The sequence below is a fragment of the Clostridium sp. AN503 genome, from assembly GCF_040719375.1.
Taxonomy (GTDB): domain Bacteria; phylum Bacillota; class Clostridia; order Lachnospirales; family Lachnospiraceae; genus Brotaphodocola.
In genome coordinates this window covers 2,110,625-2,130,838 of sequence record NZ_JBFDTP010000002.1, presented here as the reverse complement: position 1 = coordinate 2,130,838, position 20,214 = coordinate 2,110,625, and the positions used below count along the sequence as shown (strand labels likewise).

At 51.9% G+C, this 20,214-nt stretch carries 18 protein-coding genes and 1 riboswitch; of the genes, 15 read left to right on the top strand and 3 right to left on the bottom strand.

Annotation, left to right across the window (positions count from 1 at the left end):
- Nucleotides 1-9: 9 nt before the first annotated feature.
- From AB1I67_RS17175 to AB1I67_RS17165, 3 genes are all read left to right on the top strand, one after another.
- On the top strand, nt 10-1,257 hold the full coding sequence (locus AB1I67_RS17175; RefSeq protein WP_367031186.1) for a 3-isopropylmalate dehydratase large subunit: 1,248 nt from the start codon (nt 10-12) through the stop codon (nt 1,255-1,257).
- 3 nt (nt 1,258-1,260) lie between these two features.
- The gene (ybaK, locus tag AB1I67_RS17170) at nt 1,261-1,749 is read left to right on the top strand and encodes a Cys-tRNA(Pro) deacylase (RefSeq protein ID WP_367031184.1); all 489 of its coding nucleotides are present in this window, start codon (nt 1,261-1,263) and stop codon (nt 1,747-1,749) included.
- Between the two features lie 357 nt (nt 1,750-2,106).
- Entirely contained in the window at nt 2,107-3,003 is an 897-nt protein-coding gene (locus tag AB1I67_RS17165) for a cell wall hydrolase (RefSeq protein WP_367031183.1), read from the top strand.
- Nucleotides 3,004-3,071: 68 nt separating this feature from the next.
- Here AB1I67_RS17165 and AB1I67_RS17160 read toward each other — a convergent pair whose 3' ends face one another.
- Entirely contained in the window at nt 3,072-4,049 is a 978-nt protein-coding gene (locus tag AB1I67_RS17160; protein ID WP_367031182.1) for a pectinesterase family protein, read from the bottom strand.
- A gap of 351 nt (nt 4,050-4,400) precedes the next feature.
- On the opposite strand from AB1I67_RS17160, the gene pckA reads away from it, so the two are divergent.
- From pckA to AB1I67_RS17145, 3 genes are all read left to right on the top strand, one after another.
- On the top strand, nt 4,401-6,005 hold the full coding sequence (pckA, locus tag AB1I67_RS17155) for a phosphoenolpyruvate carboxykinase (ATP) (RefSeq protein WP_367031180.1): 1,605 nt from the start codon (nt 4,401-4,403) through the stop codon (nt 6,003-6,005).
- A gap of 146 nt (nt 6,006-6,151) precedes the next feature.
- A complete protein-coding gene (locus AB1I67_RS17150) occupies nt 6,152-6,796 on the top strand; it encodes an HAD family hydrolase (protein ID WP_367031178.1) in 645 nt (214 codons plus the stop codon).
- A gap of 170 nt (nt 6,797-6,966) precedes the next feature.
- Nucleotides 6,967-7,476, top strand: coding sequence for a CarD family transcriptional regulator (locus AB1I67_RS17145; RefSeq protein ID WP_367031177.1), 510 nt, complete (start codon nt 6,967-6,969; stop codon nt 7,474-7,476).
- Nucleotides 7,477-7,639: 163 nt separating this feature from the next.
- Here AB1I67_RS17145 and AB1I67_RS17140 read toward each other — a convergent pair whose 3' ends face one another.
- Nucleotides 7,640-8,065 (bottom strand): aspartate carbamoyltransferase regulatory subunit, encoded by a 426-nt coding sequence (locus AB1I67_RS17140; protein ID WP_367031175.1) that lies wholly within the window; start codon nt 8,063-8,065, stop codon nt 7,640-7,642.
- Nucleotides 8,059-8,982, bottom strand: coding sequence for an aspartate carbamoyltransferase (gene pyrB / locus AB1I67_RS17135; protein ID WP_367031173.1), 924 nt, complete (start codon nt 8,980-8,982; stop codon nt 8,059-8,061). Before pyrB ends, AB1I67_RS17140 begins: the two co-directional genes overlap by 7 nt.
- Before the next feature lie 502 nt (nt 8,983-9,484).
- On the opposite strand from pyrB, the gene AB1I67_RS17130 reads away from it, so the two are divergent.
- From AB1I67_RS17130 to AB1I67_RS17090, 9 genes are all read left to right on the top strand, one after another.
- A complete protein-coding gene (locus AB1I67_RS17130; RefSeq protein WP_367031172.1) occupies nt 9,485-10,333 on the top strand; it encodes an ABC transporter ATP-binding protein in 849 nt (282 codons plus the stop codon).
- Nucleotides 10,334-10,349: 16 nt separating this feature from the next.
- Nucleotides 10,350-12,161 carry a CARDB domain-containing protein gene (locus AB1I67_RS17125; protein WP_367031170.1) on the top strand — a complete coding sequence of 604 codons (1,812 nt, stop codon included), beginning with the start codon at nt 10,350-10,352 and terminating at the stop codon, nt 12,159-12,161.
- A 36-nt stretch (nt 12,162-12,197) separates the two neighbouring features.
- Complete coding sequence (locus AB1I67_RS17120) at nt 12,198-13,547, top strand: ABC transporter permease (RefSeq protein WP_367031168.1); 1,350 nt, start codon at nt 12,198-12,200, stop codon at nt 13,545-13,547.
- Nucleotides 13,548-13,607: 60 nt separating this feature from the next.
- Nucleotides 13,608-13,691: riboswitch (ZMP/ZTP riboswitch) on the top strand.
- Between the two features lie 137 nt (nt 13,692-13,828).
- Nucleotides 13,829-14,542, top strand: a complete 714-nt coding sequence (locus AB1I67_RS17115; protein ID WP_367031167.1) for an IMP cyclohydrolase — start codon at nt 13,829-13,831, stop codon at nt 14,540-14,542.
- A gap of 43 nt (nt 14,543-14,585) precedes the next feature.
- The gene (locus tag AB1I67_RS17110; protein WP_367031165.1) at nt 14,586-15,764 is read left to right on the top strand and encodes a phosphoribosylaminoimidazolecarboxamide formyltransferase; all 1,179 of its coding nucleotides are present in this window, start codon (nt 14,586-14,588) and stop codon (nt 15,762-15,764) included.
- Nucleotides 15,765-15,910: 146 nt separating this feature from the next.
- On the top strand, nt 15,911-16,306 hold the full coding sequence (locus AB1I67_RS17105) for an Rrf2 family transcriptional regulator (RefSeq protein ID WP_367031164.1): 396 nt from the start codon (nt 15,911-15,913) through the stop codon (nt 16,304-16,306).
- Nucleotides 16,307-16,416: 110 nt separating this feature from the next.
- Nucleotides 16,417-18,300 carry an anaerobic carbon-monoxide dehydrogenase catalytic subunit gene (gene cooS, locus AB1I67_RS17100; RefSeq protein WP_367031163.1) on the top strand — a complete coding sequence of 628 codons (1,884 nt, stop codon included), beginning with the start codon at nt 16,417-16,419 and terminating at the stop codon, nt 18,298-18,300.
- 16 nt (nt 18,301-18,316) lie between these two features.
- On the top strand, nt 18,317-18,763 hold the full coding sequence (locus AB1I67_RS17095) for a 4Fe-4S dicluster domain-containing protein (RefSeq protein WP_367031162.1): 447 nt from the start codon (nt 18,317-18,319) through the stop codon (nt 18,761-18,763).
- Nucleotides 18,764-18,765: 2 nt separating this feature from the next.
- A complete protein-coding gene (locus tag AB1I67_RS17090; protein ID WP_367031160.1) occupies nt 18,766-19,995 on the top strand; it encodes an FAD-dependent oxidoreductase in 1,230 nt (409 codons plus the stop codon).
- Nucleotides 19,996-20,214: the final 219 nt, after the last annotated feature.

The window sequence follows — 20,214 nt, the reverse complement described above, 5'->3', positions numbered from 1 at the left end:
ATAGAGAACATGGGACAGACAATCATAGAAAAGATCATATCCCGCAATATTGGCGCCCAGTCCGTAAAGCCGGGCGATATCGTGACCGTGAATGTGGACCGGGTAATGCTGGACGACATCATGATCCCGTTTATTGTAGATAAGTTTAAAGAGATGGGATTTGCAAAGCTCTGGGATCCGGATATGGTAGTTTTGATCTACGATCATCTGGTGCCGGCGAGCCAGCAGGACGATACCCGCCATTATAAGATCGGGGATGCATTCGTAGAACAGTACGGGATACGCAACATCCACCGCAGCGACGGCATCTGCCACCAGCTGATGACGGAGGCAGGGTATGTGAAGCCCGGGGATGTGGTATTTGGGACGGACAGCCACACCACGACCTACGGCTGTGTGGGAGCGTTTTCCACCGGGATCGGTTACACGGAGATGGCGGCGATCCTGGGAACCGGAAGCCTCTGGGTGAAGGTTCCGGAGACCATCCGGATCCAGATCGACGGGACGCTGCCGGAGGGGGTCATGTCCAAGGATATCATCCTGCGGATCATCGGGAATCTGGGGGCGGACGGAGCCACCTACCGGGCCCTTGAGTTTACCGGAAGTACCGTGGAGGAGATGTCCATCTCCAGCCGTATGACCATGGCGAACATGGCGATCGAGGCGGGGGCAAAGTGCGCTCTGTTTACGCCGGATGAGAAGACGGCGGAGTACTGCGGGATTGAGCTGGACGAATTCCAGAAACAGTTAAAAGGCGACGCGGACGCTGTATATTTAAAGACTATGACTTACCGGGCGGAGGAATTTGTGCCGGTGATGGCATGCCCGTCCCAGGTTGATAAGATCCGAAACGTCAGCGAGCTGGAGGGGACCGTCATTGACCAGGTGTTTATCGGCTCCTGTACCAATGGGCGTCTGGAGGATCTGCAGGCGGCGGCGAAGGTGCTGGAGGGCAAAAAGGTGGCGCCTTTTGTGAAGCTGATCGTGACCCCGGCCAGCCGGAAGGTCTATGAGCAGGCGGCGGCCTGCGGCACGCTGAAAATTCTGGCGGAAGCCGGAGCCATCATCACCCATCCGGGCTGTGGCCTTTGCTGCGGACGGACCGGCGGGATACTAAGTGACGGGGAACGGGTCGTGGCGACCAATAACCGGAACTTCTTAGGACGGATGGGTACTTCAAAGGTAGAGATCTATCTGGCCTCCCCTGCAACGGCGGCGGCCTGTGCCGTGGCAGGAAAGATCACGGACAGGAGATAGGCTATGAAGGCGCATAAGACAGAGAAAACCAATGTGATGCGGCTGTTGGATGCGGCGGGGATCCCTTACCGGACTCAGGAATATGAGGTGGATGAAAAGGATCTGTCCGGAGTCCATGTGGCGGAGTCGATCGGACAGGATGTGGACACGGTATTTAAGACCCTGGTGCTAAAGGGAGAGAAGACCGGTTATCTGGTCTGCTGCATCCCAGTGGCAGAAGAGCTGGACTTAAAGAAAGCCGCGAGAGCAGCGGGCGACAAGAAGGTGGAGATGCTTCCCATGAAGGAGCTGCTCCCGGTCACCGGATATATCCGCGGCGGCTGTTCTCCCGTGGGAATGAAAAAGAAGTTTCCTACCTATATAGAAGAAATGGCGGAGCTGTTCGATGAGATTGCAGTCAGCGCCGGCATACGGGGAGCGCAGGTCATCTTAAATCCAGAGGATCTGCGCCAGTATATTGAGGCAGTATTTGCTGATCTGACACAGGAATAAACAATTAAATAGTTTACATAAAAAGGAGCCGACGCTGTTCGACTCCTTTTTTATGCCACCATATTTAACAAAAATGTAACATTTGCGTAATATCATAATGGAAAAACAGCACAAAATAGTGCTGGAAAATTCACCACAGATTATATAATAGATACAAAAAATAGAAAACCCACAAAAAACCGGGGTGTCAGATGTCACAAAAATATTAAAATCTTATTGACATTATCCTCTTTCCCCCACTATAATAACCATCGTCACCACAAAACAGGCAATTTTAGGTTTTAAATCCCACTTTCGACAAAATATGAGGGATTTTTTGGGAATTGCTTATTTTTGAGAAGGAGAGAGGAGTATCGTATGTTTCCATTATGCTCATTTCTTCAGTCGGTCTGCCAGTTCGTCAGCACACTGATCACTCCGGTGGTCCATGTGACGAAGCGGATGTACCGCACTTCGGCAGTGATCCTGTCGGGAGCGGCAGTGGTAGCCGTGATGACTTTTACTTCTGTCGGATTTGCAGGAGGCGGACACAATGCACTGACTGCATACGCAGAGACGCCTTCTGGACAAGATGCGCCGGAGGAGGAAAAGGAGACTGAAGAAATTGCACTGCTTACAGAAGCGAAGATACAATTACATCTTACGGATTCAGACAGCCTGAAAAGTGGACAACTGCTGGTTGGCAATACACTGGCAAGAAATGTACAGGATGAACTTGAGATACGGCAGGAGCGAAGGGCCGTAGTGGAGGAAACCAGGGAACAGATCCGTCAGATAGAAGGAGAGCGCCAGAGAATCGCGGCAGAAGAAGCGAAACGGCGGGCGGAAGAGGAACGTATCAGGAAAGCCGAGGAAGCCAGGAAGGCCGCTGCGGTGGTCCGGTATTCAGATCAGGACTATGAGGTGCTGAAACGGATCGTGGAGGCGGAGGCGGGGATCTGTGATACAAAGGGAAGGATCCTGGTAGCAAACGTGATCTTAAACCGGGTGAGAAGTGATGAATTCCCGGACAACATCACAGACGTGGTATATCAGAAGTCCCAGTTTTCTCCGGTATATGACGGAAGGCTTAATACATGTAAGGTAACAGACCAGACAGTGGAAGCGGTCAACCGCGCGCTGGCAGGGGAGGACTACTCCCAGGGAGCATTATATTTCATGAACCGGAAGCGCTCCCAGTCCGGCAATGTGCGCTGGTTCGACGGAAAACTGACTTTTCTGTTCCAGCACGAAAAGCATGAATTCTTTAAATAAGTACATGAAAATAAGTACATGCTTTTCACAGGAATTTCGGACATAATGTTTATCCGCCGGAGCCCTCGTTACGGGTTCCAGCGGTCTGCGCCGCCAAGTACCAGCGGCCTGCTATAATGAGCCGCCTCGGCTGGAGTGAGTTTTTTCACCCAGCCGGGGCGTTTTTTCATGTCAGAGGATGGACCGGAGCTTTTGTATTCGGCGAAGAGCACCATATGGCGCGACTGGGGCTTATTCCAGTCATGCCAGCCTTCCTCGCAGATATGCTCTCCAATGTGGCAGTTTAGCAGCACCGTCTGCGCAAACTCCCGCCAGGGCCTTCCCAAGTAAGCGGAGTGAGGCGGGCAGTTCCCGGTGAAACGGCAGTGATCCATCACATATCCATAAGCCTGCCCCTCCGGCGTGGAGGCGGCTGTCACATAGCTGTTGATTTCCTGGCCTGTATTTTTGGAAAAAAATTCGCATTTTTCAAAATAGGCGGCGGCGCCTCCAAAAACGAAATCGATATCTCCCTCCAGGTAACAGTTCTTATAATAATGACGTCCGCTGGTCCGCGGTTTCATCTGGCCGGGTCCCACAAAGCCGTTTGGCTCGATCTCCTTTGGCGGGAGCGGAGCCGTAAACAGAGTATCCTGCCCGCCCAGGAAGCGGCAGCTGTCAAACACAAGCCTGTCCCCATCCGCATAGAGCGCCAGCGCCTGCCCCACGTCCGTCCCTTTCCCTGCGCTGTTTTCAAAGGTTAAGTTCCGCGCCGTCACGTCATGGGCGTCAATCAGGCAGGAGTAACTGCGGAAGGTCCCAAGCCGGCCAATGTCGTCACTCGGCATCCGGGCATACAGCCCATAAGTCAAAACCGTAGAGTCCGCACCCTGCCCCACAAGAGTCAGATAAGGCCGGTCGATCACCACTTGCTCCCTATACACCCCACTGTGCATAAAAAGAGTCACCGGCCCTGGCTCAACCTCCTTCAGCGCCAAAAGCGCCTCCGAAACCGAAGTAAAGTCCCCACTGCCGTCCTGCGCAATATGATAAGTACCTGTATGCATCCTGACACACCCCTTCATTCCTAAAATCAATGCTCCCAGTATACCACATCCCTCCACCTCCCTGAAAGTACTTTTCCTGGAAGTTTTTATTTAGGTTGCTCTCTCTTTTGATTCGCAATTTCTTGTAAGATGTTATCCGTGATATTTTATCACACTCCGTCCTTTCGCTCCGTTCGCGACAACCTTCGCCTATTTAAATTGCCCTTAAAACTCAACATTGTATACATAATTCAAATCCTATAGACAACATATGAATTTTCTTATATTTTGCTGTTCCAAATATTGACTTTTTATTTACAAAATGAGATAATAGACTTGATTTCGATAAAATGAAAGAGAGGTTGATGAAATATGTCAAAAATTGATTTGAGTCAGTACGGCATCACCGGAACCACAGAAATTGTTTACAATCCTTCTTATGATGTTTTATTTGAGGAAGAGACCAAACCGGAGCTGGTAGGCTATGAAAAAGGCCAGGTAAGTGAGCTTGGTGCAGTGAATGTTATGACCGGTATCTACACAGGCCGTTCTCCTAAAGATAAGTTCATCGTTATGGATGAGAATTCAAAGGACACGGTATGGTGGACCTCTGACGAGTACAAGAACGACAACCATCCGGCCAGCCAGGAAGCCTGGGATACGGTGAAGAAGATCGCTCTGGACGAGCTGTCAGGCAAGAGACTGTTCGTAGTAGACGCTTTCTGCGGCGCCAACAAGGATACCCGTATGGCGATCCGTTTCATCGTTGAGGTTGCATGGCAGGCTCATTTTGTTACCAACATGTTCATCAAACCTACCGAGGAGGAGTTAAAAGACTTCACACCGGACTTTGTTGTATATAATGCATCCAAGGCAAAAGTAGAGAACTACAAGGAGCTGGGTCTTAACTCTGAGACCGCTGCCATGTTCAACATCACCAGCCGCGAGCAGGTTATCGTGAATACCTGGTACGGCGGAGAGATGAAGAAGGGTATGTTCTCCATGATGAACTATTACCTGCCGCTTAAGGGCATCGCTTCCATGCACTGCTCTGCCAACACAGACTTAAACGGTGAGAACACCGCGATCTTCTTCGGCCTTTCCGGAACCGGCAAGACCACCCTGTCCACAGACCCGAAACGTCTTCTGATCGGTGATGATGAGCATGGCTGGGATGACAACGGCGTATTCAACTTCGAGGGCGGCTGCTATGCGAAGGTTATCAACCTGGACAAGGATTCCGAGCCGGATATCTACAATGCGATCAAGCGTGACGCTCTGTTAGAGAACGTTACCCTGGATGCAGACGGCAAGATCGACTTTGACGACAAGAGCGTGACCGAGAACACCCGTGTGTCCTACCCGATCGACCACATTGAGAAGATCGTACGTCCGGTTTCCGCAGCTCCGGCAGCAAAAGATGTTATCTTCCTGTCCGCAGATGCATTCGGCGTACTTCCGCCGGTATCTGTTCTGACCCCGGAGCAGACCCAGTACTACTTCCTGTCTGGATTTACCGCCAAGCTGGCAGGTACGGAGCGCGGCATTACTGAGCCGACCCCGACCTTCTCCGCTTGCTTCGGCCAGGCATTCTTAGAGCTGCATCCGACCAAGTATGCAGAGGAGCTGGTTAAGAGAATGCAGCAGAGCGGCGCTAAGGCATACCTTGTAAACACCGGCTGGAACGGCAGCGGCAAGCGTATCTCCATCAAGGATACCCGCGGCATCATCGACGCAATCCTGGACGGCTCTATTGCCAATGCTCCGACCAAGCAGATTCCGTTCTTCAACTTTGAAGTACCGACCGAGCTTCCGGGCGTAGATCCGAAGATCCTTGATCCTCGCGATACATACGCAGACGCTTCCGAGTGGGAGACCAAAGCAAAGGATCTGGCACAGCGTTTCGTGAAGAACTTTGCAAAGTACGAGGGCAACGCAGCAGGAAAAGCACTGGTATCTGCAGGTCCTCAGCTGTAATTTATATGACTGGATCATCTTTACGGCACGGCCGTGAGATGATATGATAAAAGGGAATTGGGCAGCCAAACCGCATGGTTTGGCAGTTCAGTTCCTCTTTGATTCCTGACAACTTTATTGACAACAGAAAGGATTTGCTGTTTTTTATGAAGAAAAAATATGTGCTGTTTGATCTGGATGGAACCCTGACGGATTCTCAGGATGGAATTTTGAATGCCATTGAATATGCTCTTGATTATTACGGGATTGAAGTAAAAGACCGGAACACGCTGCGGCCGTTTTTAGGACCGCCTCTGGCTGACAGTATGCAGAAGTATTGTGGGTTTGATCCGGATAAAGCCTTTGAAGCAGTTGTGAAATTCCGGGAGTATTACAACACAAAGGGGCTTTTTGAGAACCGTCTGTATCCGGGGATCGAGCGGCTGCTTCAAACGCTTCAGGAAAAAGGCTGCCGGCTTTTTGTGGCTACGTCCAAGCCGGAGCAGACTGCACAGGAGATCCTGGCGCATTTTAAGCTGGACGGATATTTTGATTATATAGGCGGAGCGACTCCTGATGAGAGCCGGGTGAAAAAGGAAGATGTGGTAAGGTATGTGCTGGAGACAGCCGGGATCCCCGATGGAAGAGAGGCGGTCATGGTCGGGGACAGGAAGCACGATGTGATCGGAGCCAGGAGGAATGGCCTGGAGTCTGTGGGAGTGCTCTATGGTTATGGCGACCGTCAGGAACTAATGGAAGCGGGAGCAGATTATCTGGCAGAAACGGTAGAAGAGGTCGCTTATTTCCTGTAATTTTTGGTAATGTATGGTTTTAATAGGGAAAGTGCACAAGTATAAACCCTGGAAATTCAGACATAATTCACAAACTTTGTGTTTCGTATACGAAAAAGATGGAAATTGATTCTGTTTTCTGATAAAATAGAAGTGGTAATGTCGGGCTAAACAAAAAAGGAAGTGTTTGGATGTTTGAAAAAAATGAATACATTATTTACGGAACGTCTGGTGTGTGCAGGATTGAGGATATCACGACCATGAACATGGACGGGGTTTCCCGGGACAGATTGTTTTATGTGTTGGCTCCATCCAGTCAGAAGGGCGGGAAGATATTTACTCCGGTGGACAGCAAGAAGACTCTGATGCGCAGGATCCTGACCAGAGAAGAAGCGACGAGGCTGATCGACGAGATACCCGATATTGAGGAGTTATGGTTTACCAGTGACAAGCTCCGCGAGGAGAAGTACAAGGAATGTATGAGATCCTGTGACTGCAGAGAGTGGATCAAGATCATCAAGACCCTGTATCTGCGCAAGGCAGAGCGCAGCGCCCAGGGGAAGAAGATCACATCTACGGACGAGAAGTACCTGCGTATGGCTGAGGATTATCTCTATACTGAGTTGGAGATTCCGCTGGAAGTTTCCAGGGAGAATATGGAGGAGTATATCTCAGGCCGAATTGAGCATATGCAGGCGTGATATCAGGAAATAGCCGGTGAGAGCCGGATGGATAGGAACTCAGATTATAACAGGCGGTGCCGTTTCTTGCGGCACCGCTTTCTGATGGAGACAGAAAATGCGCTGCGCCGGGCGGATCACGGTTCCGCCGGCACAGGGCATTTGATTTGCAGCTTTTAAATATTTATTTTCCGTATTTCTCCTCACAGTACATGCAGCGGTAGGTCTCCGTCTTCTCATCGGTGAGATAGAAGATATGGGGCAGCTCCTGCTCGATGGAGGTAATGCAGCGCGGGTTCTTGCACTGGATGACATTGGTGATCTTCTTGGGAAGGCTCAACGCCTTTTTTTCAACGATCTTATTGTCCCGGATGATATTTACGGTGATATTGTGGTCAATGTATCCGAGTACGTTCAAATCCAGGTTGCCGATCGGCCCCTCCACCTTGATGATGTCCTTGCGGCCCATCTTGTTGCTGCGGGCGTTTTTGATGATAGCCACCTGGCAGTCTAATTTGTCCAGACCCAGATGGAAATAGATATCCAGGCTCTTGCCTGCCTGAATGTGGTCTAAAACCACGCCTTCCTGTAATCCACTGATATTTAACATGATTTTTCTACCTCCAGTAAAGTCATGATAAGGGCCATGCGCACGTAGACGCCGTACTGTGCCTGTTTAAAATAAGCGGCTCTCGGGTCGTCGTCCACCTCCGTAGAGATCTCATTGACGCGGGGGAGCGGATGAAGCACATACATATTGTCCTTTGCCAGCTTCATTTTCTGCTTGTCCAGGATGTAGAAGTTCTTTAAACGGATGTAATCCTCCTCGTTGAAGAAGCGCTCCTTCTGAACGCGGGTCATATAGAGGATGTCCAGCTCCGGCATGGCGTCGTCCAGATTGTTGACCTCTTTAAATTCCACATTATTTGCCTTCAGCACGTCCTCGCGGATATACTCCGGCACCTTCAGCTCATCCGGGGAGATCAGCACGAAGCGGATATTCGGATAGCGAACCATGGCATTGATGAGAGAGTGGACCGTGCGTCCGAACTTCAAGTCCCCGCAGAGGCCGATGGTCAGGTTGTCAAGCCGTCCCTTAAGGGAACGGATGGTCATAAGGTCTGTCAGAGTCTGGGTCGGATGCTGATGCCCGCCGTCCCCCGCATTGATAACCGGGATGCCGGATTTTTGGGAAGCCACCAGTGCAGAGCCCTCCTTCGGATGCCGCATGGCCGCGATATCCGCGTAGCAGGAGATCATCCGGATCGTATCCGCCACGCTCTCCCCCTTAGCCGCCGAGCTCGAATCGGCCGAAGAAAAACCAAGTACACTGCCCCCAAGACTTAGCATTGCAGATTCAAAACTAAGTCTGGTTCTCGTACTTGGTTCATAAAACAAAGTCGCTAATTTTTTACCGTCACAAACGTGAGCATACTCGGGAAGATGATCAGCAATATCAGAAGCCAGCGAAAGCAGCCGCTCAATCTCCTCCACAGAAAAATCCAACGGGTTCAACAAGTGTCTCATAGCGTATCTCCTTTGTTATAAAAGTCAAATGTCATATCATTCGTGGATAATTATATCTGATTCCCAACAAGATTACCAGTACTTTTTTAGAAAAGTATAATTGGAGATATCAATGCGAAGAAAATGCGTTGAAATACGTTAGATTGCATAGGATATTATATTGTAAAAAAACCTTAAGGAAGATTAAGAAAATAAAGATGCAAAGGTGAGGAGGGATGGTGTATAATCTACACGTAAGCAATGAGCAGTGCCAAAAAGGACAAAACCAAATTTTCGTTGTGCTTGCACAAAAGAAAATTTGGTTTCGGCCTTTTTGACAGGGCGAAGCCCGTGAGCTGGATGGAGCGAAGCGGAATCCAGCTTACGCACTGCGGAGTCCCCAACACCAGTACCCCACAACAAACCGCGATGATGAAGCGCAGCGCCATCGAGCCCGTCTCTCCTTTTTCCGCCGAGCCCGCTCCCCCCTCCTCATCGCCCCCCCCACAGGAGCCCCCACCCCATGGAAACACCCTCCAAGCCCCAAACGAAGACCCCGATCATCCAGGTAAAAAACCTATACAAAATATACAAAGTAGGCACCAACAAAGTCTACGCCCTAAACGGAGTAGACTTCACCATGTACAAAGGTGAGTTCTGTGCCATAGTCGGCCCGTCCGGCTCCGGCAAATCCACCCTGTTAAACATGCTGGCCGGCTTAGAAAAGCCCTCCAAAGGCGAGATCGTCATAGCAGGGAAGCACATGGAGAAGATGAACGAGAACCAGTTAGTAGCCTTCCGCAGAGAAAACGTAGGCTTCATCTTCCAGTCCTACAACTTATTACAGACCCTAAACGCCGTAGAAAACGTAGCCCTGCCCTTATCCTTCCGCGGCATCCCCCGTCGGATCCGCAACGAAAGAGCCAAAAAATACCTGAAACTGGTAGGCCTGGAAAAGCAGATGAAGCACATGGCAAACGCCATGTCCGGCGGACAGCAGCAGCGCGTAGGCATAGCCCGGGCGCTGGTGGTAAACCCCAAGATCATTTTTGCGGACGAGCCCACCGGCAACCTGGATTCCAAGACCACAATGGAAGTCTTAAAACTAATGCGCCGGATCGTCCGTGAGCAGAACCAGACCCTGGTCATGGTCACCCATGACAACCATCTTGCCACCTTTGCAGACCGGCAGTTCCACATTGTGGACGGAAAGATATTAAAGATAGAGGAGCAGTACCATCCCGATGATGAGGACTTTACTCCAGAAGCCTTCCTGGAAGCGGAGCTCCATACACAACCGCCGGAATCCCCGGATACCCCCGCGGAACCAGATTCCGGCAGCACACCTGACAACCAGCTGACTGAAGCGTAAAGAGGAGATTAAGAGTATGAAAATGTGGAAACGTAGTCTGACCGCCCTCCTGGCGGTACTCATGACGATTGCAGCAATGCCGGTGACCGCGTTTGCCGATGAGGTATCCGTATCAACCGATAAGATCACCCGCGGCAAAACTGGAAAGAACATGACAGTGTCTTTCCAGGTTGACAGCCATGGAACCAGGATCGAGGATGCGGCGATCGCATTTGATGTGACCGGAGGCGAGATCTGGGACGAAGATGAGGAAGACAGGACGCATGGCTATGCATTTCCATTTGAGGATACCACATCCCTTCCTGACAGAGACAATCCGAAAAGGATCGGAGCCCTGAGCGGCAAAAAGACCGTTTCCCTGACAGGCCGCGTGCGCAGCGACTTATCCGAAGGCTACTATAAAGTTCCGGTCATTGTTTTGCGTAAGGTGAGTGGAGAAGGCTACACAGACCAGATCGGATACGGAGACCTCCAGGTCTGGATCACCAAATCCACCACCACAGGCGACGACGATGACGATGAGAACAAGACCTATGACTTTGTCCTGGGCGAAGGACAGAGCACACCGGACGGCACTTATCCCAATGTGATGAATTTTACCATCAACCTCCGCAACAACAGCCCCGCCACCGTATACAACGTAAAGGCAAGCATGGTTTTAGACCCGGACAGCGCCAAGTTCCCCTTCCAGATCAATGACGCCAACTATGACAGGATGTTTGAAAAGATCGGAGTGGATGAGACCGTACCCCTGGGCTACAGCTTTGCGATCCGCGAGGATACATACACCGGTTACTATCCGATCAACATGAAGATATTTTACTCCGACAGCTCCACAGGCGATGAGCTGCAGACCTACGAGACCTCCTTTTACGTCCATGTGAACAACAAGGAGAAGGAGGATGATTATGAGGAATTCAATGAACATGACAGGACAAAAGCACGTCTGATCGTAGACGGATTCGTAACTACTCCTGAGACCATTATCGCCGGAGAAAGCTTTGACCTGGTACTGCAGGTCAAGAACGCGTCCAGCAGCGTCTCCGCCTCCGATATCCTTCTGACCGTAGAGTCGGAAAAGGTATCCGACAGCCCGGTATTTACCACGGAGTCCGGCTCCACCTCCGTTGCCTTAAGCTCCTTAGGAGCCGGGGCGACAAAAGAGGTAAAGTTCCGCTTAAGCTCCCGGGCGGGTGTGGATCAGCGTTCCTACGGCCTGACGATCAAGGCCAAGTTCGACAGCCCGGAGTTCAAGAATGCAGAGGAGAGCATGGCGGTGGATATCCCGATCAAGCAGATCCCGCGTCTGAACACAGGTACCTTTGAGATCATGCCGGAGTCCATCTCCGTTGGAGAAGAATCCAACATTATGTTTGGTATCAACAATACCGGAAAGGTCATGCTCTACAATGTGATGGTCAAGTTTGAGGCGGATTCTATCCAGACCACGGACACCTACGTCGGGAATATCAAGCCCGGCGAGACAGGCAATGTGGACTGTATGCTGACCGGTGCTGCGCCTACGGCTGACGACGGGAAGGTAAAGGTCATTATCTCATACGAGGATGAGAACGGCGAGGTTTCCGAGGAAGAGAAGGAACTGTCCCTGTTTGTGACGGAGGATATGTCCTTTATGGAAGATATGGACGTGGGCAATTTCGATGATATTCCCATGGAAGAGCCGGGATTTATGGAAAAGTACCAGAACCTTCTGCTGCCGGCAGCATTGGGAGCTGTGGCGGTATTGAGCCTGATCCTGATCGTGATCGGGATCAAATACCGGAAACATAAAAAAGAGCAGGAAGCATTTGAGGATGACGAGGAATAACCGCAGACCATATACCGGAAATGAGGACAGAAGACCATGAGATTTGTGGATTTGCTCGGTATGAGCCTGAACAATTTGAGAAGAAGAAAGCTGAGGACCGCTCTGACGGTCCTTGGCGTGATCATCGGGACGGCATCTATCGTGGTCATGGTTTCCCTTGGTATCGGCCTGAATGAACTGAACCGTGAGCTGATCTCCTCCTACGGCAGCCTGACGGCGGTCGAGGTGCGGAGCGACAGTTACTGGGGCGGAAGCGATGACAAGACAGAGCCGCTTTATATAACAGATGATACGGTGAAGCAGATGGGCCGGATCGAACATGTGACCAGCGTATATCCACTGCTGGAGGTCCAGGTGATCATGAGGCAGGGGAAATATTCCTCAGGCATGACCCTGACCGGAGCGCCGATCGAATATCTGCAGCAGATCCCCCTTGGACAGGGAAAGATTCCCACGAGGGACGACAAGGAGCTTCAGCTTATTTTTGGAAATGCCGTGATCCAGTGGTTTACGGATGACAAGGGCAATGGAGGCAATTACTGGATGACCGGGGAACTTCCCGATGTAGACCTGATGGGAAGGCCGCTTTTTGTGATCTTTGACACGGATGCTTATTATCAGTCCCAGGGAGAAGGTGAAAATAAGCCGAAAGCCCCGAAGAAATACATCCTGCCAACTGCGGGGATCGTAGAAGGAACTGTGGACGATTACAATGACTATGCCTACTCCGTGTACACCCAGCTGGATCTTCTGGAAGCACAGTTGAAAAAGATATTTAAGAAAAATGTGATTCCGGGCCAGCCCACCAACAAAAAGGGGAAGCCCTACCGTTACTTTATCTATAGCTCCTGTGTGGTCAATGTGGATGAGATGGAAAATGTGACGGATGTTCAGAAGCAGCTTACAGACATGGGATTCCAGGCTTACAGCCGTGCAGACTGGATGGAGCAGTCGGAGAAACAGTCCAATATGATCCAGGCGGTGCTTGGCGGTATCGGCGCGGTCTCCCTGTTCGTTGCGGCGATCGGTATCGCCAATACCATGATGATGTCCATTTACGAGCGGACCAAAGAGATCGGCGTGATCAAGGTGCTGGGGTGTGATATGGGAGTGATCCGCAATATGTTCCTTTTGGAGTCCGGCTTTATCGGATTTCTGGGGGGCGTCATCGGAGTTGCGTTCAGCTATGGGGTGTCCTTTGCCATGAACCGGTTTCTTGCCATCGCGCAGACCATGACCGGTATGGACGGGGATATCTCCAGGATTCCGTCCTGGCTTGCCCTGGCGGCGATCGGATTCGCGATCCTGGTGGGGATGGCCGCCGGATTCTTCCCGGCTCTGCGAGCTATGAAGCTGAGTCCGCTGGCGGCGATCCGGAATGAATAGAAATGAATAAAAATGAAAGATAAAATACTTGCAAATCCGCCTCAAATCTATTATGATAAATCCAGAGCGTGCGACTGGCGGATAAGTGGGGAACCACAGGGGAGCACGTAACAATAGTCAGAGCCGACCGCCTGGGCGCCATGTTTTTGTGGTACCCGGGCGGTCTTTTTGCAGTATAGAAGAAGGGAATCCCTGAACGATTTGTGGGATGCGCATTGGTGTATCTGATATGGTTTCTGAGAGACGTTAAAAAAGGAGATATCAACAAAGGAGGATATTCTATGAACATGTTATCACTGGAGCAGGAACTGAAAACCAACGATTACCCGGGCAGAGGGATCGTGATCGGGAAAACACCCGACGGAAAAAAGGCGGTGGCTGCCTACTTTATCATGGGCAGAAGCTCCAACAGCCGGAACCGTGTGTTCGTTGAGGACGGAGCGGGGATCCGCACCCAGGCCTTTGATCCGTCCAAACTGGAGGATCCGAGCCTGATCATCTACGCACCGGTCCGTGTGCTGGGCAACAAGACCATCGTGACCAACGGAGACCAGACCGACACCATCTACGAGGGCATGGACAAGCAGCTGACCTTTGAGCAGTCCCTGCGCTGCCGCGAGTTCGAGCCGGACGGTCCCAACTACACTCCCCGGATCTCCGGTATCATGCACCTGGAGAACGGCGGCTACAACTATGCCATGTCCATATTAAAGAGCAATAACGGCAACCCGGATGCCTGCAACCGTTATACCTTTGCCTACGAGAATCCGGCTGCGGGCGAGGGCCATTTCATCCACACCTATATGCACGACGGCGATCCGCTGCCCAGCTTTGAAGGCGAGCCGAAGCTGGTGGGCATGATGGACGATATGGACGCGTTCACGGACATGCTGTGGAACAGCTTAAACGAGGACAACAAGGTGTCCCTGTTTGTACGGTATATTGATATTGAGACCGGCGCCTATGAGACAAAGATCGTCAATAAGAACCAGTAAAAGCTATAGTTGACAACGAACACATACAGAGAGGAAGAAGATCATGAACGAGATGGAACTGAAATATGGCTGTAACCCCAACCAGAAACCTGCAAAAATCTTCATGGAGGAGGGAGAAGAACTGCCGATCAAAGTATTAAGCGGCAGACCGGGGTATATCAACCTTCTGGACGCATTCAACGGATGGCAGCTTGTGCGGGAGTTAAAAGCCGCTACCGGTCTCCCGGCGGCTACCTCCTTCAAGCATGTATCCCCGGCAGGAGCTGCGGTGGGCCTGCCTCTGGATGAGACCCTGGCCAAGATCTACTGGGTAGACGATATGGGCAAGCTGTCTCCGATTGCAAGCGCTTATGCAAGAGCCAGAGGCGCAGACCGGATGTCCTCCTTCGGCGATTTTATTTCCCTGTCGGATGTGTGTGACGTGGACACGGCGAAGCTGATCAAGCGTGAGGTTTCCGACGGTGTGATCGCGCCGGGCTATGAGCCGGAGGCGCTGGAGATCTTAAGATCCAAGAAAAACGGCAACTACTGCGTGATCGAGATCGATAAGGACTATGTGCCCGCACCGATCGAGCACAAGCAGGTGTTCGGCGTGACCTTTGAGCAGGGGCGGAACGATCTTGTGATCGACAACGACCTTTTAAGCAATGTGGTGACGGAGAACAAGGAAATACCGGATCTGGCAAAGTTAGACCTGGTGATTTCCCTTATTACCTTAAAATATACCCAGTCCAATTCCGTTTGCTTTGCCAAGGACGGTCAGGCTATCGGTATCGGCGCGGGGCAGCAGTCCAGAGTGCACTGCACCAGGCTGGCAGGACAGAAGGCCGACAACTGGTTTTTACGCCAGGCGCCCCAGGTGCTGGATCTGCAGTTTGTGGACGGGATCAAGCGTGCGGACCGCGACAACGCCATCGACGTGTACATCGGCGACGAATATATGGATGTTTTAGAGGATGGCGTGTGGGAGAAGACCTTCAAGGTAAAACCGCCGGTATTCACCAAAGAGGAGAAGAGGGCGTGGTTAAACCGCATGACCGGCGTGGCTCTCGGCTCTGACGCGTTCTTCCCCTTCGGCGACAACATTGAGCGCGCCAACAAGAGCGGAGTGAAGTACATTGCACAGCCGGGCGGTTCCGTGCGGGATGACAATGTGATCGAGACCTGCGACAAGTACGGCATTGCCATGGCATTTACCGGTATCCGCCTGTTCCATCATTGATCTGTGAGTGGGTAGGAACGGGCTTGGCGCTGTAACTGTGAGGGTACTGGACAGCTGCAGGAAGTTTTTGATAATAAATGATAAAAAATGTTGACTAAAAGCATCCACTTTGATATAATTATAACAAAACAAAGGGGAGATGGCCGATGCTGTTTACCAAAGAGAGTGACTATGCGATCCGGATCGTCCGTGCGCTGAAGAGTGGAGAGAAGCGGAATATCAGAGAGATCTGTGAGCTGGAGCAGATACCGGAGGCATTTGCCTACAAGATCACCAGGAAGCTGAACCGGGCCGGTCTTGTGTCGATCCGGCGCGGTGCGGGCGGTGGTTATGTGTTGGGGAGGCCGATTCATGATATTACCCTTTATGATGTCATAACTGCCATCGAACCTGATTTTGCGGTACTGGAGTGCATTCACCATTTCTGCGACCGGCAGGAGCGGAAGGAATGCTGTAAGGTACATCACGAGATGTTAAAAATACAGAATACCGTCGAGGCGCTTTTAAAAGCCAGGTCCCTGGACGACATTCTGGAAAAATAGGGCCGGCAGGCTATGCCTGTCATCCCGGGCAGAAAGATTCCATCAGGAATCTTTTTGTCAGAGCTAAAAGTGGACAAAATTAGTCAAGTATAAGAAGAGGAGGTATTATCATGAATGAATGCTATGGCTGCACCACGTGCAAAAGCGCGGACAAACCGCTGGAGGGCTTTATCGCAGGACTTCCGATGGAGACGTCCCATCACCGTGTAGAGGGGCAGAGCACCAAATGCGGGTTTGGTCTGCAGGGGGTATGCTGCCGTCTCTGCGCCAACGGCCCCTGCCGGATCACGCCGGAGGCTCCGAGGGGGATCTGCGGAGCCAGCGCGGATACGATCGTAGTGCGCAATTTCCTGCGGGCGGTGGCATCCGGTTCCGGCTGCTACATCCACGTGGTGGAGAACACGGCGCTGAATGTCAAAAACGTGGCGGAGAAGCGCGGTGCGATCAAGGGGAAGAAAGCCCTTGACCGTCTGGCCGGGATCTTTGGGATCGAGGAAGAGGATATCTACAAGAAGGCAGAGAAGGTGGCGGATGCGGTGCTTAAGGATCTGTACCTGCCAACCTACAAAAAGATGCAGTTGGTGGAAAAGATGGCGTATGCCCCCCGGTTTAAGCGCTGGAGCGAGCTGGGCATCCTGCCGGGCGGCGCCAAGTCGGAGATCTGCCACGGCGTGGTAAAATGCTCCACGAATCTAAACTCCGATCCGGTGGATATGCTGGTGGACTGCTTAAAGCTTGGGATTTCCACCGGTATCTATGGGCTGACCCTGACCAACCTGCTAAACGATATCGTGCTGGGCGAGCCGGAGCTTCGCATGGCTCCCGTGGGGCTGCGGGTGATCCATCCGAAATACATCAACATCATGATCACCGGTCATCAGCATTCCATGTTTACATACTTACAGGAACGTCTGACCGATGCGGATGTGATCGCCAAAGCCCAGGCCGCCGGGGCGAAGGGCTTTAAGCTGGTGGGCTGCACCTGTGTGGGTCAGGATCTTCAGCTCAGGGGAGCGCATTATAAAGAGATCTTTGACGGACATGCGGGAAATAACTATACCAGTGAGGCGATCCTTGCCACCGGAGCCATCGATGCGGTGATCTCAGAGTTCAACTGTACGCTGCCGGGTATTGAGCCGATCTGTGATGAGCTGAACATCAAACAGATCTGTATCGACAGCGTAGCGAAAAAAGCCAACGCACAACTGATGGAATTTGATTTTGAGAGCCGGGAGGCCGTCACAGAGGAGATCATCGACATGGTGGTGGCTTCCTATAAAGAGCGGAGAAGCGCGGTTCCCCAGCGGCTGATGGAGAATCATGGGTATGAGAACACCCTGACAGGCGTCAGTGAAGGTTCCTTAAAAGAATTTTTAGGCGGAAGCTGGAAGCCGCTGGTGGACCTGATCGTGTCCGGTGATATCAAGGGTGTGGCCGGCGTCGTAGGCTGCTCCAACTTGACAGCCGGAGGGCATGACGTGCTGACCGTGGAACTGACAAAGGAGCTGATCGCCAGGGATATCATTGTATTGACGGCGGGCTGTTCCTCAGGCGGGATTGAAAACTGCGGCCTGATGACCCCGGAGGCGGCGAAATACGCGGGGCCGAAGCTGCGGGCTGTCTGTGAAAAACTGGGTATCCCGCCGGTCCTTAACTTTGGGCCGTGTCTGGCGATCGGACGTCTGGAGATCGTGGCGACAGAGCTGGCGGAGACCATCGGTGTGGATCTTCCGCAGCTTCCCTTAGTGCTCTCCGCAGCCCAGTGGCTGGAGGAACAGGCTCTGGCAGACGGCTGTTTCGGGCTGGCCCTGGGACTGCCGCTGCATCTGGGACTGCCGCCGTTTGTGACAGGCAGCCCGGTGGCGGTGAAGGTGCTGACTGAGGACATGAAGGAACTGACCGGAGGACAGGTCATCATCAATCCGGATGCGAAAGAATCCGCGGATATCCTGGAACAGATCATCATGGAAAAACGCGCCGCATTGAGCATATAGAAGGGGGGCGTGCCATATGAAACGGATTATCATCGATTCTTCCAAGTGCGACGGCTGCAAGAACTGTTCCGTCGCCTGTATGCAGGCCCACAGGAAAGACCAGGGGACGGTCTATGATCTGGATCTGACGGATCCGGCAAATGAATCGCGCAATTTTATCCAGAAGGATGAGACCGGCGCTTACAGGCCCATATTCTGCCGCCACTGTGATGTGCCGGAGTGTGTGCTTTCCTGTATGAGCGGCGCGCTGACGAAGGATGCACAGACGGGGCTTGTTAACTATGACGAGACCAGATGCGGCTCCTGCTTTATGTGCGTCATGAACTGCCCCTTCGGCGTGTTAAAGCCGGACCGGGTGTCGCGCAAAAAGGTGATCAAATGCGATTTCTGCCAGGATCACGGCGGGGAACCCAGCTGTGTAAAATCCTGTCCGAAGCAGGCGATCGTAGTAGAGGAGGTGTAGGTATGGCTTATGTGATACTTGGAGTCGGAGCAGCCGGGATGAAGGCTGCGGCAGAGATTAAAAGCCTCAGTCCGGGGACGGAGGTCGTGATGATCTCGAAGGACCGGTATGTACATTCCCGGTGTATGCTGCACCAGTATTTATCCCATGAGCGGGACGAGCAGACGCTGAATTTCACAGATCCGGATTTTTTTGAGAAGCATCATATTTACTGGATCCAGGATGGCGTGGACCGGATTGATACGGCTGGCAGGTCGGTTACTACGGAAAACGGAACACAGATAGTCTATGAAAAGCTTTTGATCGCCACGGGTGCAAACAGTTTTATCCCTCCGGTGGGGGAACTGCGGCAGGGAAAAAATGTATTCGGTCTCCGTCATCTGACGGACGCCCAGGCGATCGACCAGATGGCGGAGCATTCGGAGAAGATCCTGGTCATCGGCTCGGGCCTGGTGGGGCTGGATGCGGCCTATGGCCTGCTGGAACGCGGAAAGCAGGTGACGATCGTGGAGATGGCTCCCCAGATCCTTCCGGTCCAGCTTGACGCCCACGGGGCATTGGAATACCAGAAGCGGTTTGAGAAGGCCGGGGCCACATTCTATCTGGGCAGGAAAGCCGATCAGGCGGTCTGCGGTGAGGATGGGATGATACGCAGCGTTACTCTTGACGATGGGACAAAACTGGACTGTGATATGATCATCGTGGCGGCCGGAGTGAGGGCTGCGGTGGAATGTCTGGAGGGCAGCGGGATCCTGGCGGACCGGGGGATCAAAGTAAACGAATATATGGAGACCAACATTCCGGACGTCTATGCGGCCGGGGATGTGACCGGACTCTCCGGCATCTGGCCAAATGCCCAGAAGCAGGGGCGCGTGGCGGCCCAGAATATGTGCGGCTTCCGTTTTGCATATGACGATCCGTTTGCAGCGAAGAACACCATCAACTTTTACGGCCTGGTGTCCCTGTGCGTCGGGAGGATCAAGGCAGAAGAGGGAGACAGTGTTGTGATCCAGGAGGATAAAAATGTGTACCGCCGGGCGGTGATCCGGGATAACAGGGTAGAAGGGATCCTGCTTCAGGGAGATATTTCCGGCGCAGGCATCTGGCAGTATCTGATCAAGAACCGGATCGATATCGGACACATCCGCAAACCGGTGTTCCAGCTTACCTTTGCTGATTTTTATGGTGTAGGGGAGAAAGGAAAATACCAGTGGGCCACAGCTGCGGAATAATAAAATAGAAGCTGTATTTTATCATCCAGGCCTCTGTTTGTGAGACAGAGCCTGGATGATTTTTTTATAAAGAAAAAAGAAAAACTATTAAGGTTCTATAAAACCAGTGTTTTCTTGTTGCAGAGACAGGCAAATAAAGATAGAATAGAGTAGAAATGTGAAAATGTTGTCAAAATTCGGAGCCAAGCAGCAGAAGGATTGCAGACAGGAACAACACAG

Coding starts and splice junctions, on each gene's coding strand:
- AB1I67_RS17105 (WP_367031164.1), top strand. CDS start 15,911: ATGCTGTTTACCAAAGAGAGTGACTATGCGATCCGGATCGTCCGTGCG.
- AB1I67_RS17165 (WP_367031183.1), top strand. CDS start 2,107: ATGTTTCCATTATGCTCATTTCTTCAGTCGGTCTGCCAGTTCGTCAGC.
- ybaK (WP_367031184.1), top strand. CDS start 1,261: ATGAAGGCGCATAAGACAGAGAAAACCAATGTGATGCGGCTGTTGGAT.
- AB1I67_RS17175 (WP_367031186.1), top strand. CDS start 10: ATGGGACAGACAATCATAGAAAAGATCATATCCCGCAATATTGGCGCC.
- AB1I67_RS17150 (WP_367031178.1), top strand. CDS start 6,152: ATGAAGAAAAAATATGTGCTGTTTGATCTGGATGGAACCCTGACGGAT.
- pyrB (WP_367031173.1), bottom strand. CDS start 8,982: ATGAGACACTTGTTGAACCCGTTGGATTTTTCTGTGGAGGAGATTGAG.
- AB1I67_RS17090 (WP_367031160.1), top strand. CDS start 18,766: ATGGCTTATGTGATACTTGGAGTCGGAGCAGCCGGGATGAAGGCTGCG.
- AB1I67_RS17145 (WP_367031177.1), top strand. CDS start 6,967: ATGTTTGAAAAAAATGAATACATTATTTACGGAACGTCTGGTGTGTGC.
- cooS (WP_367031163.1), top strand. CDS start 16,417: ATGAATGAATGCTATGGCTGCACCACGTGCAAAAGCGCGGACAAACCG.
- pckA (WP_367031180.1), top strand. CDS start 4,401: ATGTCAAAAATTGATTTGAGTCAGTACGGCATCACCGGAACCACAGAA.
- AB1I67_RS17160 (WP_367031182.1), bottom strand. CDS start 4,049: ATGCATACAGGTACTTATCATATTGCGCAGGACGGCAGTGGGGACTTT.
- AB1I67_RS17095 (WP_367031162.1), top strand. CDS start 18,317: ATGAAACGGATTATCATCGATTCTTCCAAGTGCGACGGCTGCAAGAAC.
- AB1I67_RS17125 (WP_367031170.1), top strand. CDS start 10,350: ATGAAAATGTGGAAACGTAGTCTGACCGCCCTCCTGGCGGTACTCATG.
- AB1I67_RS17140 (WP_367031175.1), bottom strand. CDS start 8,065: ATGTTAAATATCAGTGGATTACAGGAAGGCGTGGTTTTAGACCACATT.
- AB1I67_RS17110 (WP_367031165.1), top strand. CDS start 14,586: ATGAACGAGATGGAACTGAAATATGGCTGTAACCCCAACCAGAAACCT.
- AB1I67_RS17115 (WP_367031167.1), top strand. CDS start 13,829: ATGAACATGTTATCACTGGAGCAGGAACTGAAAACCAACGATTACCCG.
- AB1I67_RS17130 (WP_367031172.1), top strand. CDS start 9,485: ATGGAAACACCCTCCAAGCCCCAAACGAAGACCCCGATCATCCAGGTA.
- AB1I67_RS17120 (WP_367031168.1), top strand. CDS start 12,198: ATGAGATTTGTGGATTTGCTCGGTATGAGCCTGAACAATTTGAGAAGA.